Origin of the sequence: Phosphitispora fastidiosa, assembly GCF_019008365.1 — a bacterium.
Classification (GTDB): Bacteria; Bacillota; Thermincolia; order Thermincolales; family UBA2595; genus Phosphitispora; species Phosphitispora fastidiosa.
Genome location: NZ_JAHHUL010000022.1, coordinates 1 through 16,302 on the forward strand (window position 1 = coordinate 1; position 16,302 = coordinate 16,302).

The window sequence follows — 16,302 nt, forward strand, 5'->3', positions numbered from 1 at the left end:
AGAACGAAAGGGAACTGGTGTTCGGGGAAAATATTCAGAACGGCGATTCATCTCACCACCTGAAGAGGTGGGAGTCTTCTCGCCGCACAGGATAAAAACTTGATATTACTGGGAAATTAGAGGGTTTCTCCCTCTTAATGGAGAAATTTGATGGATATCAAAAGCAAAATTGAAAAGGATGTGCAAGATGGCTAAGAGTAACAAGAACAATAACGAAGAACCAATCGAAAAACAGCTTTGGAAGGCGGCAGACAAACTGAGAAAGAATATTGATGCAGCCGAATACAAACATATTATTTTGGGTCTGATTTTTTTACGATATATATCTGATGCCTTTGAAGAATTATACCGGAAATTAGCAGCAGGTGAAGGGGACTTTGCCGGCGCTGACCCTGAAGACAAAGACGAATATAAAGCGGAAAATGTCTTTTTTGTCCCGGAAAAGGCACGCTGGTCTTACCTGCAGTCAAGGGCAAAACTGCCGGAAATCGGTAAAGACGTTGATGGAGCAATGGATGCGATTGAAAAAGAAAACCCGTCCCTTAAGGACGTTTTACCGAAAGTTTTTGCAAGAGGTAACCTTGACCCCGCAAATTTGGGCGGGTTGATTGATTTAGTCGGAAACATTGCCCTGGGTCATGCCAAAGCCAGGAGCGCCGACATTCTGGGTCATGTTTTCGAATATTTCCTCGGCGAATTTGCCTTAGCCGAAGGGAAAAAGGGTGGACAGTTTTACACCCCAAGAAGTGTTGTCGAGCTATTGGTAGAAATGCTGGAGCCTTACAAAGGAAGGGTTTTTGACCCTTGCTGCGGCTCAGGCGGAATGTTTGTGCAATCGGAAAAATTTGTCCAGGACCACCAGGGAAAAGTAAACGACATCTCCATTTACGGACAGGAGAGCAACCAAACAACCTGGCGTTTGGCAAGAATGAACCTGGCCATCAGGGGGATTGACAGTTCACAGGTGAAATGGAACAATGAAGGTTCTTTTTTAAATGACAGTCATAAAGACTTAAAGGCCGACTATGTCATTGCCAACCCACCTTTCAATGACAGTGACTGGAGCGGTGATTTACTTAGAAAAGACGGCAGATGGAAGTATGGTACGCCGCCCACCGGAAATGCCAACTATGCCTGGATACAGCACTTCATCTATCACCTCAGTCCCAGTGGACAAGCCGGGTTTGTCCTGGCCAAAGGGGCTTTGACCTCCAAGAGTTCCGGTGAAGGTGATATCAGAAAAGGACTTATTGAAGCCCGGTTGGTTGACTGTATTGTGAATCTTCCGGCAAAACTCTTTTTGAATACACAGATTCCGGCCAGTTTGTGGTTTGTGAGCAGGAACAAAGCAAACGGTAAATTCCGGAACAGAGTTGATGAAATTCTGTTCATTGATGCCCGGAATATGGGACATCTGATAAACAGAAGAACACGGGAGTTATCGCAAGAAGATATTAAAACAATAGCGGATACTTACCATAATTGGCGTAATCCTGATGGCAATTATGAAGACATAAAAGGCTTTTGTAATTCTGTATCTATTGAAAGGGTCAGGGAACTGGATTATGTGCTGACACCGGGCAGATATGTCGGTCTGCCTGAGGAGGAAGATGATTTTAATTTTGAAGAAAGATTTACAGACCTGAAGAAAGAGTTTATCGAACAGCTTAAAGAAGAAGAAAGGCTGAATGCCTTAATCCTTGAAAATCTTGCCAGGGTGGTGATTGGTAATGGCAACGATAAATAATATGAATGAAGTGCTGATGTATCAAACCGAAGATGGACAAACCAAAATTGAAGTGAGAATGGAAGACGAAACTGTCTGGCTTACTCAAGCACAAATGGTAAATTTGTTTCAAACAACAAAACAGAACATCAGCTTACATATTAACAATATTTTTAAAGAAGGCGAACTAAGTCAAAAGGCAGTTGTCAAGGAATACTTGACAACTGCCTCAGATAAGAAAAAATACAAAACAAAGTTTTATAACCTTGATGTTATAATTTCGGTAGGATACCGGGTGAAATCCCATCGGGGTACACAATTCAGGATTTGGGCCACCCAAAGGCTTAAAGAATATATCATCAAAGGGTTTACCATGAATGATGACCTGCTGAAGCAGGCAGATGGGGGTAATTACTTCAAGGAATTACTTGCCCGCATCAGGGATATACGGTCTTCGGAAAAGGTTTTCTGGCGGCAGGTTCTGGATATTTACGCCACCAGTATTGATTATGATTCCAGGGCTAAGGTTACCCAAACTTTTTTTAAAACAGTGCAGAACAAAATGCACTGGGCAACTCACGGGCATACTGCGGCAGAAATAATTGCCGGCAGGGCTGATGGGACTAAAGATAACATGGGTATGACCAACTTTACAGGAAGCAGACCCAGCCTTGAGGAAGCAAAGGTGGCTAAAAATTATCTCAATGAACAGGAACTGGATGTCTTAAACCGCATTGTTTCCATGTACCTGGATTTTGCCGAACTTCAGGCTTTAAATGGCAGGCCGATGTATATGACTGACTGGGCTAAAAAGCTGGATGATTTCCTGCGGACCAGTGAGCGGGACATACTCACCCACAGCGGCACGGTTTCCCATGCTGAGGCGCTGGAAAAAGCCCGTCGGGAGTATGATATATACCGGGAGCGGATCAAAGAACTGCCTACTCAGGTAGAAAAGCACTTTCTTGAAGCTGAGAAAAAACTGAAGAAGCTGGCGAAAAAGGCTGATAAGTAAGGCAGTTGAGAGAGGTTATAGAAAGATGTGCCAGGGTGGTGTGCAAGAATGGCTAAGATCAATGTGATGAATAAGGAAATATCATTTTATACCGTCAATGAAGATGATTATATCTGCATTACGGATATTGCAAAGTATAAAAAGGAAGATGGTTCTGATGACATTATTAGAAACTGGATTCGAAATCGCAATACAATTGAATTTTTAGGTATATGGGAGCAGCTTAACAACCCGGATTTTAAACCCGTCGAATTCGACGGGTTTAGAAAGATGGCTGGGCTTAACAGTTTTACCCTTACTCCTAAGCAATGGATAGAAACCACTAACGCTATTGGGATAATCTCTAAATCTGGCCGGTACGGCGGGACATATGCTCACAAAGATATTGCTTTTGAATTTGCCTCATGGATATCGGTTGAATTCAAACTGTATCTTATTAAAGAGTTTCAGCGTCTTAAAGACCAGGAAAGAAAACAGCTCGGCTGGGATATCAGAAGAAACCTGGCCAAAATAAACTACCGTATTCACACAGATGCCATTAAGGAAAACCTTATCCCGGCTAAGCTGAGTAAAGCGCAGATCAACTATATTTATGCATCTGAGGCGGATATATTAAATATGGCGCTTTTTGGCATAACAGCAGCCCAGTGGAGGGATGAAAACCCTGACAAGAAGGGGAATATCAGGGACTACGTCAATGTTTCCCAGTTGGTCTGCCTGGCTAATCTGGAAAATCTTAATGCTCTTTTTATCAATGAAGGACTACCACAAGAAATCCGTTTGGACAGGCTGAATAAAATTGCCATTCAGCAAATGCGAATTTTAGCTGACGGTTCAAGGCTTAAAAGGCTGGAGGGCAGTAAAGATGAGTGAGTGGAAGAAATGTAAGTTGGGGGAAGTGGCAGAAGAACACAAAAAGGCGATTATATCAGGCCCTTTTGGCTCTAATATTAGCAGTAAATACTTTATTGAATCAGGGATCCCGGTTATTCGAGGAAATAACCTTTCTTTAGATGTAGGGCAAAAATTTATTGATGAAGGTTTTGTATTTATTTCAGAGAAAAAAGCGGATGAACTAGGAACTTGGGCTGAAAAAGATGACTTGATTTTTACTGCAGCAGGTACGATAGGGCAAGTAGGACTTTTACAGGGGAAGGAGAGATTTAACCGCTATATTATATCAAACAAACAACTTAGAGTTACATTAAACAAAGATTTAATTGAGCCATTATTTGCATATTATTGGTTTTCAAGTCCAAAAATGACCGAAACAATAATAAATAGTGACACGGGTTCAACTATACCACTTATTAATTTGTCTGTTCTTAAGGCTTTACCCATCCTTTTGCCGTCCCTCCCCGAACAAAAGGCCATAGCCTTCGTTCTGGGCAGTCTTGATGATAAAATAGACCTTCTTCACCGTCAGAATAAAAACCTTGAAGCAATGGCGGAAACGCTTTTTCGGCAGTGGTTTGTGGAGGAAACAGAAGAGGATTGGGAGAACACGACACTTGCAAATATGGTGGAATGTGCTAATACTGGTTTGGATGCGATAAGAAGGGCACCAATTGTTGAACAAGATACTGGGATTAAGTGTTTAAGAATTCAGGATATTTCTCAACAAAAGAATTTCTCTAAATGGGGTAATGCAAGGGTAACCTATAAAGATTTTGAAAAAGCAAGATTAAAAGTTGGAGACATAATTATGGCAAGGACTTGTTCACCAGGCATTATTTACTTTACTCGTGAAGATTTAAATGCTGTATTTAATAATGGTTTAGCAAGAATAAGACCAAATAAGGAAAAAACATATTCTATTTTCCTCTATTATTTATTCAAAACCGATGATTTTTTAGAACATATCTATGGAATATCTGACGGAACTTCTGTTCAACTAAACATGAAAATAGGGGATTTACTCAGCTTCAAAGTGAAATTTCCTCCTAAACATATTCAGGCTGGGTATTATCCTATGTTTAAGAAAATTGATGATAAAATATTATATAATAAATCCCAAATCCACACCCTCGAAAATCTGCGGCATACTTTATTGCCAAAAATTATGGGTGGAGAAGTTCAAGTTGAATATGAAATCAAATGAGGTTGTGATTAATGGAGAAACTGAGAAAAATAATTGAGCAATATGGAAGGTGGTCAGATTTATCAACCTATATTGATAGAATTGAAGCACATATCACAACCGATTTTAGCCTTTCATTAGAAAATGCAAAAGCTTTATTAGAAACCATTTCTAAAGAAATTTGCTGTTCAAAAGATATAGAGATCGGCGTAAATATAAGATTTCACAATATATTAAAAAAAGCTTTTAGTGCTTTTGGTTACAACAACAGTAGCTTGACCACTCAAATTTCATCTGCTTTAATAACAATTGGTCAACAAATGGGTGAACTAAGAAATGAGATTGGAGTGACATCCCATGGGAAACCCTTGGAAAAATTGAAGGAACGTAATTTTCTTGTTGATGAACTAACAAAAGAATTTCTTATAGACTCGACAATGATTGTTGCATGCTTTCTAATCAGAGCTTTTGAAAATGAAAATCCAAGGATCAAAAATGAAATTGTCGAAACTAAAGTATTGTATATTGAAAATGAAGATTTTAACGAATTCTGGGATGATGTGTATGGCGATTTTGTAATGGGTGATTATTCATATACAGCGAGTGAAATTTTATATCATGTTGACCACCCTGCCTACTCAACAGAGCAAAAAGCTTTTATCGAAAGCGAAGAAGGTGAAGATGGTGAATAATAAAATAACTGAAAACACCATAGAGCAGTTTGCCATCGAATTATTGGAGAAATTAGGCTATCACTACATCTACGCCCCGGATATCGCCCCTGACAGCGATACCCCGGAAAGGCAGTCCTTTGAAGATGTGCTGCTGGTGGAACGCCTGCATACAGCTATTGGCAGGATAAACCCCATGATTCCGCCCGATGTCCGGGAAGAGGCCGTCAAACAAATCCAGCGTCTCAACTCACCGGAACTGATAGCCAATAACGAGGCATTTCACCGGATGTTCACCGAAGGAATAAAAGTAAGCTGGCAAAAGGACGGAAACAACAGGGGAGACATAGTCTGGCTGATTGATTTTAAATACCCCGATAACAATGATTTTATTGTTGCCAATCAGTTTTCGGTAATAGAGAACGGAGTAAATAAACGCCCAGATATTATTCTTTTTGTAAACGGACTGCCTTTAGCTGTTATTGAACTCAAAAATCCTGCTGATGAAAATGCCACCATAAACGCCGCTTACCGCCAGATGCAAACCTACCTGCAAGCTATTCCAAGTCTTTTCACTTACAACGGTCTTATAGTTATATCCGATGGTTTGGAAGCAAAAGCAGGTTCACTGTCTGCCGCTTTAAGCCGTTTTATGACCTGGAAATCATTTGACGGTAAAACAGAGGCATCGCCATTAATCGGGCAATTGGAAACGCTGATTAAAGGAATGCTTAATCAGGAAACACTGTTAGATCTGCTTCGCCATTTTATTGTATTTGAAAAATCAAAAAAAGAAGACCAAGAAACCGGCATTATCACTATCCAGACAGTAAAAAAATTGGCTGCTTATCACCAGTATTACGCGGTAAACAGGGCAGTAGAATCCACCTTAAGAGCTGCAGGATTTTCACCATCGTCAATCGGAAATATTGCTAAGGAATCACCCGAAAGTTACGGTGTGCCGGGTGTCAAGCTGCAGCCTGCCGGAGACCGTAAGGGCGGCGTGGTCTGGCATACCCAGGGAAGCGGAAAATCCTTGTCGATGGTGTTTTATACCGGGAAAATCGTACTTGTGATGGAAAATCCGACCGTTGTGGTGATAACGGACCGCAATGATTTGGATGACCAGTTGTTTGATACATTCGCTTCTGCAAAACAGCTTCTCAGGCAGGAACCCGTTCAGGCAGAAAACAGGGAACATCTGAAAGAACTTTTAAGAGTGGCCTCCGGTGGCGTGGTTTTTACAACAATTCAGAAGTTCCAGCCGGATGAAGGCAATGTTTACGAACGGCTTTCAGACAGGAAAAATATCATTGTCATTGCCGACGAAGCCCACCGGACACAATACGGTTTTAAAGCCAAAACTGTTGATGATAAGGACGAACAGGGAAATGTAATCGGCCAAAAAACTGTTTATGGTTTCGCAAAATATTTGCGTGATGCCCTGCCCCATGCATCTTACCTCGGGTTTACCGGAACTCCTATCGAGAGCACAGATGTAAATACACCTGCCGTTTTCGGCAATTATGTTGATGTTTACGACATTTCACAGGCTGTTGACGATGGGGCAACTGTAAGGATTTATTACGAAAGCAGACTAGCTAAGATTTATCTTAGCGAAGAAGGTAAAAAGCTGGTTGCCGATTTGGATGATGAACTGCGTGAGGATGATTTGAATGAGGCCCAAAAGGCCAAGACAAAATGGACCCAATTGGAGGCCCTGATTGGGAGTGAAAACCGGATTAGGCAGGTTGCCCGGGATATTGTTGACCATTTCGAGCAAAGACAGGAAGTGTTTGAAGGTAAGGGCATGGTTGTTTCCATGTCAAGAAGGATTGCCGCCGACTTATATGATGAAATCATTAAAATCAAACCACATTGGCACAGTGACGATTTGAAAAAAGGCATCATCAAAGTGGTGATGACTTCAGCCTCATCCGATGGACCGAAGATATCAAAGCACCACACGACAAAAGAGCAGAGACGGGTATTGGCAGATAGGATGAAAGACCCGGGAGATGAGTTGAAACTGGTCATTGTGCGGGACATGTGGCTGACAGGTTTTGATGTTCCTTCATTACATACTCTATACATTGATAAACCTATGAAAGGCCATAACCTAATGCAGGCTATTGCCAGGGTAAACAGGGTTTATAAAGACAAGCCCGGCGGCCTGGTAGTGGATTACCTTGGCATTGCCTCAGACCTGAAAAAGGCGCTGGCTTTCTATTCTGACAGCGGTGGAAAAGGTGACCCGGCAATTACCCAGGAAAAAGCCGTAAGATTAATGCTGGAAAAACTGGAAGTTGTTTCTCAAATGTATCATGGATTTTCATATGAGGATTATTTTGATGCAGATACGTCAAAAAAACTGTCCCTTATCCTGGCAGCTGAGGAATATATCCTGGATCTGGAAAACGGCAAAAAAAGATATATTGATGAAGTGACAAAATTATCAAGGGCCTTTACAATTGCCATTCCCCATGAACAGGCCCTGGATGTGAAAGATGAGGTCTCATTCTTCCAGGCTGTAAAGTCCAGATTATCCAAATTTGATAGCGCCGGAGCAGGCAGAACAAACGAAGAAATTGAGACTGCTATCAAACAGGTAATTGATAAAGCCTTGGTAACTGAGCGGGTAATCGATGTTTTTGACGCGGCTGGGATTAAAAAACCGGATATTTCCATACTTTCAGAAGAATTTCTTATGGAAGTCAAAAATATGGAGCACAAAAATATAGCTCTTGAAGTCCTTAAAAAACTGCTCAATGATGAGATAAAATCAAGGACCAAAAAGAACTTGATACAAAGCAAGGCTTTAATGGAAATGCTGGAAAACTCAATTAAAAAATATCATAATAAGATAATAACTGCAGCAGAAGTTATTGAAGAATTGATTTCACTGGGCAAAGATATTCAAAAAATGGACAAAGAGCATCAGGAAATGGGGTTGTCCGAATATGAGTATGCCTTTTACACAGCCATTGCCAACAACAAAAGCGCCAGGGAATTAATGCAAAAAGATAAATTGAGAGAATTGGCTGTGGTCCTCTATGAAAAAGTGAAAGGAAATGCATCAATTGACTGGACAATAAAAGAAAGTGTCAAAGCAAAATTAAAAGTGATCGTCAAACGGACTTTAAGGCAGTATGGTTACCCCCCCGATATGCAGAAACTGGCCACGGAAACGGTATTAAAACAGGCTGAACTGATTGCAGAGGATTTAAGCCATACAGGATAAAGACTTTGAGATTTTCGTCTTTTGTAGTTTTTTACTGTTAAACCCGCCATTATTTGTCTATATTATAATTGGTCTAATGACAACAAAAAATGACAGGCAAAAGGAGTAATTATGAGATCTGTTATCTTCTTCTTTGTTGTGGCAATAATTATTTTTATTTATGGGGCATTTAATTACTATATAGGTTACCGGGGGTGGCATTCCCTGGGGAACAGCATTTCCTTTTTGAACCGCCGGGTATATTGGGTTATTTTCTGGCTTCTGGTGGCAGCATACCCGGCTGCCCAGATGGGCCAGCGGTTTCTTCCTGCAGGGATAGGCAGAGGGCTGACAATTAGCGGAGCTTACTGGACGGCAGCCATGTTTTATTTCCTGCTGATAATACTGGTAATCGATGCTGTCCGGCTGCTTGACAGGTTTTTTTATATCCTGCCGCAGGTAGTCAGGGAAAATCCCCTGGCACCGCCGGTTACCGGTGGCGTGGTGCTGGCCATAGTAGCAGCCATCCTTATTTATGGTACATTTAATGCCCTTAACCCCGTGATAACCAGGTATGACCTCACTATTGACAAAACGTCCGGCTCAGTGGAGAAACTGGATATTATCATGGTTTCCGATATTCACCTGGGTTCAATTGTACGTACCGGACGGCTGCAGAAATTGGCTGAGGAGGTTGGGCGTGTAAAACCTGACCTGATTCTTCTTTCCGGTGACATTGTTGATGAAAGTATGGAGCCCTTGGAAGTTGACAATATGGTAAAGGTCTTTGAAAAGATGACGGCACGTTACGGCAAGTTCGCTGTTCCGGGGAATCACGAGTATATCAGCGGTCACGTCGATGCTGCCTTCCGCTACCTGGAACAGGGCGGTTTCCGTGTCCTCAGGGATGAGTATGTAAAAGTTGCCGACAGTTTCTATATAGTAGGCAGGGATAACAGCAGCCACCAGGCACCACGAACGAAACGGCAGGAATTATCGGCACTGATGGGGGGGGTAGAGCGCACCCTCCCGGTTATTTTGCTAGACCACGAACCTGTTGACCTGGAAAATGCCAGGGAAAACGGTGTTGACCTGCAGTTATCGGGACATACCCACCGCGGGCAGTTGTTTCCCAATAACCTGATTACAGGAAAAATCTACGAACAGGACTGGGGACTGCTGCAAAAAGGCGTCCTGAACCTGATTGTGTCATCAGGATATGGGACCTGGGGGCCACCTATCCGTATCGGGAATAAACCGGAGATAGTAGAGATTACAGTAAGGTTTCCTTAAAGGATTCTTACCTTATATTCTCTCAGCCAGATATCTGTCTGGATCAGGTAAGCGAATAGCTGCGGGCCTGTCATTAGCTGACCGAACCAGGGCCTGTCAAAGACATCTGCTTTTGCTGCAGCCATTTTCCTAATCTGTTTTATATTGATTAGATCAAGCAGGGGTGAAGCAGGGTCACTGATTCTGGTAAGTAAAGCGTCCCTGACAGCGATCAGGTAACCGGGATTATGGGTTTTCGGATATGGGCTCTTGCGGCGGTACAATACCTCTTGTGGGAGGATACCCTGAAGGGCGCGCCGCAGCAGGCCCTTTTCAATATTGTTACAGGTTTTCATCTTCCAGGGGACATTCCAGACATACTCAACTATCCTATGGTCACAGAAGGGTACCCGGACCTCCAGTCCCGTGGCCATACTCATCCTGTCCTTGCGTTCCAAGAGAGTCTGCATAAACCAGTGAAAATTAAGGTAAAACATCTGACGCCTTTCTGCCTCACGGGGGGACTCTCCCGGGAGGGGCGGGGTTGCGGCAGATGTTTCCCGGTAACGCCTTGCCATATATTCTGCGGGTTTTAACTGTGCTGTCAGTTCAGGGGCGAAAACCTTCATTTTTGTCGCAATTTTTGCCGACCAGGGGAAGGTGTCTGCTTGCAGATCTTGCGGGTTGTGATACCACGGGTAGCCCCCGAATATTTCATCAGCACATTCTCCGGAGAGGGCCACTGTGTGCCTTTTTTTTATTTCACGGCAGAACAGGTAAAGGGAGGAATCGATATCGGCCATTCCGGGCAGGTCCCGTGCCGTTGTGGCCATACTGAGGGAGTCAACCAGATCCGGTGTGTCAAAGTATATAGAATTATGTGATGTATTGAGATGCTCTGAGACATACTGTACCCAGTCGGAGTCAGAATTGGGCTGGAACCTGCCGGGTTTGAAATGACGGTCGTTGTCGACATAGTCTATTGAATAGGTATTCAGGTTTTCCCTCCCTTCACTCAGGTACTGTTTCGCTGCCACAGCGGTGATGGCACTGGAATCAACTCCGCCCGACAGAAAGGTACAGACTGGGACATCGGAAACCAGCTGCCTCCTGATGGCATCAGTGACTAAATGACGGACTTTTGCTGCCGTTGTCTCCAGGTCATCTTCATGTGGTTTGCTCTCCAGTTCCCAGTATTTTTTAATCCAAGTACCTTTCCTGGCAAATAACAGGGAATGACCAGGTTTGAGTTCTTTGATACCACGGAATACACCATGACCCGGAGTCCGTGCCGGACCAAGGACAAGGACTTCCGCCAGGCCTTCTGTATCCAGCTCAGGGGAAATTTCGGGGTGAGCCAACAGGGCCTTTAGTTCTGAGCCGAACAGAAAGGAACGTCCTCGTTCCGTGTAAAAGAGAGGCTTCACACCCAGGCGGTCTCTGGCAAGGAACAGGCTTTGTTCTGCCTCATTCCAGATACCAAAGGCAAATATTCCGTTGAGCCGTTCCACACAGGCCGGTCCCCATTCAATATATGAGGTCAGCAGCACTTCGGTATCGGAATGTCCCCAAAAGATATGGCCGCGGGATACCAGTTCCCGGCGCAGTTCAGGGGTATTATAGAGTTCACCGTTATAGACGATAACATATTCACGGTTTCCGCTCCTGCGGCTCATGGGCTGGCCTCCGCCGGCAGGGTCAATTACAGTCAGCCTGCGGTGTCCCAGAGCGGCCCTTGGGGACAGCCAATAACCTTCGGCATCGGGGCCGCGGCGGGCCAGGGTTTGTGTCATTGCTGTCAGGATCAGATTTTCTTTAGTCAGGTCTCTGTCCCAGTCTATCCAGCCGGTAATTCCACACATAAAATAATCCTCCTGTTTGCATATACTTTGTCCCAAAACAATGAGGCCACAGGGTATCTCCAATTACCCTGTGGCCTCATTGCCACCAGACCGGCACGGCGCTGTACCGGAGTTTTTGCTTCAGAGGTATTATATGACGTGTGCCGGGGAAAAGTGTCTGGAACACAATATTCAGGCAGCGTATCAGGGATATCTGCAATCATCTCAGAATTAAGTCTGGTCATCCTGCCATCACCTAAATTTCTGCCGGAACCGGGTCCCGGAATACCTGTAGGTTATGTTCTGCCATCAGGCTTTTGAGAGCCTGGTGGCGCTTGATTTTTGCTTCTGTGAAATTTGGTGCGCTCGAAATTAAAGTAGCTGCCCATGCTTTCCTTTGGTCCTCGCTAAAATCAGTGATGACCTGGTCAAAACCGTAAAGATCTGGATGACATTCTAATGGTCCCGCTGATGCCATAATGTGTTCACCGGTCACTTCGAGAAGGTTTCCGGATACCCTGATGTGTTCGTATATTACGGTGCGTTTGGAAATTATATCAATGGCAGGGAGTTTTCCCTTTACAAGAATCTCTGCCAGTAATTCCACCATGTTGATTCCGGTGGAATGAAGCACTGCGGTTGGGGTTTGACTGGGCAGGCGGGCATCAATCTCAATTACTTTGGGAATGTCATTGTCTACCATCACTTCCACATCCATAATCCCGGTCAGGTGCAGGGACTCGGCCAAATTACAGCCGATGCGCCGGAGCTCGGCAGAGACCTGGGGATCAACCAGTTTTCCGGCCAGGACTCTCTTACAGTCATAATCGGGGTCAAACTCCAGTTCGGTTACCTGAAGCGCCAGGGGCTCCCCGTTTAACGCGGCGACCTCCAAAGACAGGGAAGGGCCGTGAACAAACTCCTCAACTACCGGGTTGCCCGGTTGTGATCCCAGTTTCATGAGAAGCTTTTTTAACTCTCGCTCGGTGTTTATGGTCCTTACACCGGTGCTGCCGCTTCCATTAGAAGGTTTAAGAATTGCCGGGAAACGACAATTTGGCCATTTTGCCGGTACCGGGATATTCAATGACTGAAAAAATGCGTTGGAGGTTAGTTTGGAAGAGGAGACGGCATATGCCCTCCGGTCAAAGGCCAGGGGACGGTCAATTTCAAGGGCCAGCTGGTGTACCTTGGCCAGGGTCAGGATGTCTTCATTGGCGGGAATTATCAGGTCCACAGACCGCAACAGTTCACCGGTACGCCTATAATTGTTTATTACATCCAGTACTATAAACTCGTCAGCCAATGATGCTCCGGGGACCTCGGGATTTCTGTCAATGAGCAGGGTTTGGTATCCTGCCTGTTTAGCCAGATAGGCAGATTCAGTTCCCTGCAGCCGTCCTCCAATAATGCCGACTTTCATTAACAACCCCTCCTTTCTGATGTGGCTCCGGTTTTTGCGCCAACAGCCAGTCCTGGTATTCCTGTAGGGAAGCTCTCTTTAGGCCTAATTCTGTTAAAACCCTGGTGACTCCGGATGCAGTGCGGAAACCTGCTTCGATATCGAGAGAGCTTTGTGAAACTCCGGCCAGGCCTGTCCGGGGCGGGATAATCGATGTGACCACATTGGCGCCTGCCTCCAGGCGCTTTTTCAATCCTGTAATCCCTTCAATATCCAGGGAAGCCGGAATCAGGACATTTCCCAGGGCGAGACGCATCACCGCTATTGAGAGGAGTTCCTTTAGCTGTGGCGGGGGACTCTGTCCTGCCAGGGGGGTCCCCCGCTGGGGGACCAGGCTCATGACCCGGGCCTGGTGGACTCCTAAATTCTGCATGGTTAAAATAGATGTGGCAATATCGGTAAAATCTTCACCCACACCCAGCAATATGCCTTCCTCAATGAAAAACCCAAGCCTTTTCGCCAGCAGTTTGGCGGACATCCGATGCTCATATTCCTGCTGCAGGCGGAGCTTTTTGTATAGGTTTTGGTTATGGGTTTCCTGATACAGGGCGTACCAGTCGGCACCCGCCTGTTTCAATTCATAGAGTGACCCGGCAGGGACTAACCCAGGGGAAACCATTACCGGCAGGTCACTGTTTTCTTTCACCTCCCTGACCAGCCTGGTAAGCTCATTGTACCCATCAGGGTTATGGAAAAGGGGGTCTTCACCCATTGTCAGGTCAATCAGGTGAACCCCGGATTCAGCCAGTTCACCTGCTATCCGAACCGTTTCGCCAATACTCTTGCGATAACGGGGACTTTCAGAGTTAGTCATGCGGTAATAACAAAAACTGCAGTTATTCTTGCAGTAGGTGGAAAAATATATGAATCCATATAGGAAGACCTTGTCCTGGAAGTGTTTTGCCCGGACTTCGCGTGCCGCCGCAAAGACCCTGGTATAGTCGGCTTCCTTATTCAAAGTCAGCAGGAACATGATTTCATTGTAGGTAAGGGGTTGAGCATTAATGGCTTTTTGCAGTATCGTGTCAAGGTTCATTATATCTTCCTCCCGTTTATATGTTTGCCCTGTTATATGTTCAGCCTGGCCCCACCAAGGTAAACAAGGCTGCGACCGGCCCGCCTGATCTGAGAAAATCCTTCTTTGGCCATGACGAGTCGTTCCAGTCCAAAGCCAACTCCAACCCATGGTTCGGTAACTTCCCAATTGTTGTCCAACTATAGAAATTTTGTCTGCGAGTATTTCTCTAACTTCCATTCCGGGACACGGCATTTGGGACATGCTCCGGCATACCACTTGTTCCTCAGCCAGCGGGCCACCCTGCTGTGGCGGGAGTTCCTGATTTTAATCTGCTGCCCACAGTGAGTAATCAGTTCAATATAGGCTCCTTTTATTTTGACTGATTTAACTCCATGCAGGATACCGTTCAGGGACGGCCATAGTTTTATTTTTTGAATTATCTCTCCGGGCGGTTGGTGTTTCCTGATACTCATTATCTGTTCACCTCCAGTGAGTGAGGGGCATTGGTCAGCCACCTCACCGGCAGGCGCCGGGATACTGACGAAGTCAGATAACTCCCGGCCTGCCGGCCGGTAAACCGGCTATTTATTCCGCCAGTAATCCAGGCCTAAATCAGTGAGGATTTTAACTGCTTCATCGTATACCCTGAGGTACTCGTCAGTCGGGGTAAGTTTCATGACATCATAGCATTCCTCAAAGGGCTTGCCCTTCGGCGCTGTTTTATAGTCTTTTTCATACAGAGCGACAAGTTTGTCCAGAATCACATTAACCTTTTCAGTTTCCATTCCGGCTACAGCCCGTGCTGCTTCGGCCATCATTCTGGCTTCCAGTCCGGTGGTATAATTGGTGGCCACTCCTTTTGCAGAGGCTACGCCGGAAACAATTTCACGCCCGCTGGCGGTATCCGTAATGGCCTGGGCCGCTGTTTCCAGCAGACACATTACGGTACAGGGGCCGGCCATGGTGTAATACTGATTACCCAGCATCAGATGGGTATTGGCTTCAATTGCCATGGCGCAGTGGCCTGCCACTGCCAGAGCCTCTCTAGCGGTGGTTATGCCCCAACGCACATGGATGGGACCATCCAAATGCCAGGTTGCCTGTGTCATCACAAAGGCATTGATAGTGGTGGCCACGTCAACAATGGTAGTCTCTTCGAGACCACCGGCGTAACCGCCGTAAATCGGCATCTGTTCACACATGATGACATTCCCGGCCAGTATGTAATGAGCACAGAAGGTTAACGCACCTACGTCAATCTTCAACTCATTCAGCTGGGATACCTCATGGCTGTCAGATGGCCGCATGCCACCCGGGAAATCTGCTGCGATTACCCCGGCGGCTGAAAGTGAGGTTTCGTTCCCCTACAAGGCCATGCCCGGGCGGCCTGCTCTTAATTGAGCTGCCCGGACCATAATAGCTTCCGATTTAACGGCAGCTATCTCCCATGGGCTATTGGGAACCGGGTCATGCCCATTGATGGTCTGCAGTACACCGTCTACAATGGTATCTACCAGTGGTTCCTGGGCATATGACTCGTGAACCTGAATGAAATAGTTTTCGGAAACAGGAGCACCTGTCGGGCCGCCTTGAATGACGGGTGGGGTGGCATCGGTGTATTTCCTTCCGGCCAGCTCCACTGCATCTTTACCTTCACCAAGGATAGCCCTGGAGGGAGCGGCATTGATTGAAGCCAGCACCTCTTCTTCGGTATATTTGATAACCCGGCCGGTATCAATACAGTAAATCCCGCATTCCACCAGCATTTCCAAACCGGCCTTAAAAAGGTTGTTAATCAGGGTCTTATCCGTGGGAATGATCATTTTTTTGTCCATTTTGATGCCGTATTTTTCCTTAAGCCGGGTCGCAGTTTGAGGGATTGTTTTATAGTCCCATTCTTTCTCTGCGACCTTGGGGCCGGTTTTAGCCCGGTCAAAAACGTCAAAAACGGTTACCTTTTTTGCTAATGCCATGTTCTGTTACCTCCTCTCAAATGA

The 16,302-nt window shown here is 45.3% G+C and carries 13 protein-coding genes and 1 pseudogene; 7 read left to right on the top strand and 7 right to left on the bottom strand.

Going from position 1 to position 16,302, the window contains the following annotated elements; translation table 11 throughout:
- The first annotated feature begins 187 nt into the window (after positions 1 to 187).
- The 7 genes from Ga0451573_RS16395 to Ga0451573_RS16425 all read left to right on the top strand — a co-directional run bounded on the left by Ga0451573_RS16395 (position 188) and on the right by Ga0451573_RS16425 (position 10,005).
- A complete protein-coding gene (locus Ga0451573_RS16395) occupies positions 188 to 1,747 on the top strand; it encodes a type I restriction-modification system subunit M (protein WP_231685239.1) in 1,560 nt (519 codons plus the stop codon).
- Positions 1,731 to 2,741, top strand: a complete 1,011-nt coding sequence (locus Ga0451573_RS16400; RefSeq protein ID WP_231685240.1) for a virulence RhuM family protein — start codon at positions 1,731 to 1,733, stop codon at positions 2,739 to 2,741. Before Ga0451573_RS16395 ends, Ga0451573_RS16400 begins: the two co-directional genes overlap by 17 nt.
- Positions 2,742 to 2,789: 48 nt before the next feature.
- Positions 2,790 to 3,614 (top strand): KilA-N domain-containing protein, encoded by an 825-nt coding sequence (locus Ga0451573_RS16405; protein ID WP_231685241.1) that lies wholly within the window; start codon positions 2,790 to 2,792, stop codon positions 3,612 to 3,614.
- Positions 3,607 to 4,842, top strand: a complete 1,236-nt coding sequence (locus Ga0451573_RS16410; protein WP_231685242.1) for a restriction endonuclease subunit S — start codon at positions 3,607 to 3,609, stop codon at positions 4,840 to 4,842. The genes Ga0451573_RS16405 and Ga0451573_RS16410 overlap by 8 nt, the downstream gene beginning before the upstream one ends.
- A gap of 11 nt (positions 4,843 to 4,853) precedes the next feature.
- Positions 4,854 to 5,513: an abortive infection family protein gene (locus tag Ga0451573_RS16415; RefSeq protein ID WP_231685243.1), complete on the top strand. Its 660-nt coding sequence runs from the start codon at positions 4,854 to 4,856 to the stop codon at positions 5,511 to 5,513.
- Positions 5,503 to 8,733, top strand: coding sequence for a type I restriction endonuclease subunit R (locus Ga0451573_RS16420; RefSeq protein WP_231685244.1), 3,231 nt, complete (start codon positions 5,503 to 5,505; stop codon positions 8,731 to 8,733). Before Ga0451573_RS16415 ends, Ga0451573_RS16420 begins: the two co-directional genes overlap by 11 nt.
- 111 nt (positions 8,734 to 8,844) lie before the next feature.
- Positions 8,845 to 10,005 (top strand): metallophosphoesterase, encoded by a 1,161-nt coding sequence (locus Ga0451573_RS16425; protein WP_231685245.1) that lies wholly within the window; start codon positions 8,845 to 8,847, stop codon positions 10,003 to 10,005.
- On the opposite strand, the gene asnB is transcribed toward Ga0451573_RS16425, so the two are convergent.
- From asnB to Ga0451573_RS16460, 7 genes and pseudogenes are all read right to left on the bottom strand, one after another.
- A complete protein-coding gene (asnB, locus tag Ga0451573_RS16430; protein ID WP_231685246.1) occupies positions 10,002 to 11,846 on the bottom strand; it encodes an asparagine synthase (glutamine-hydrolyzing) in 1,845 nt (614 codons plus the stop codon). The genes Ga0451573_RS16425 and asnB overlap by 4 nt on opposite strands.
- Positions 11,822 to 12,070, bottom strand: a complete 249-nt coding sequence (locus Ga0451573_RS16435) for a hypothetical protein (protein WP_231685247.1) — start codon at positions 12,068 to 12,070, stop codon at positions 11,822 to 11,824. Before Ga0451573_RS16435 ends, asnB begins: the two co-directional genes overlap by 25 nt.
- Positions 12,071 to 12,081: 11 nt before the next feature.
- A complete protein-coding gene (gene pylC, locus Ga0451573_RS16440) occupies positions 12,082 to 13,248 on the bottom strand; it encodes a 3-methylornithine--L-lysine ligase PylC (RefSeq protein ID WP_231685248.1) in 1,167 nt (388 codons plus the stop codon).
- Entirely contained in the window at positions 13,208 to 14,323 is a 1,116-nt protein-coding gene (pylB, locus tag Ga0451573_RS16445) for a methylornithine synthase PylB (protein WP_231685249.1), read from the bottom strand. Before pylB ends, pylC begins: the two co-directional genes overlap by 41 nt.
- 32 nt (positions 14,324 to 14,355) lie before the next feature.
- Positions 14,356 to 14,502 (bottom strand): hypothetical protein, encoded by a 147-nt coding sequence (locus Ga0451573_RS16450; RefSeq protein WP_231685250.1) that lies wholly within the window; start codon positions 14,500 to 14,502, stop codon positions 14,356 to 14,358.
- Positions 14,503 to 14,778, bottom strand: a complete 276-nt coding sequence (gene pylSn, locus Ga0451573_RS16455; protein WP_231685251.1) for a pyrrolysine--tRNA(Pyl) ligase small subunit — start codon at positions 14,776 to 14,778, stop codon at positions 14,503 to 14,505.
- 108 nt (positions 14,779 to 14,886) lie between these two features.
- A pseudogene (locus Ga0451573_RS16460) lies at positions 14,887 to 16,278 on the bottom strand (monomethylamine:corrinoid methyltransferase).
- Positions 16,279 to 16,302 lie beyond the last annotated feature (24 nt).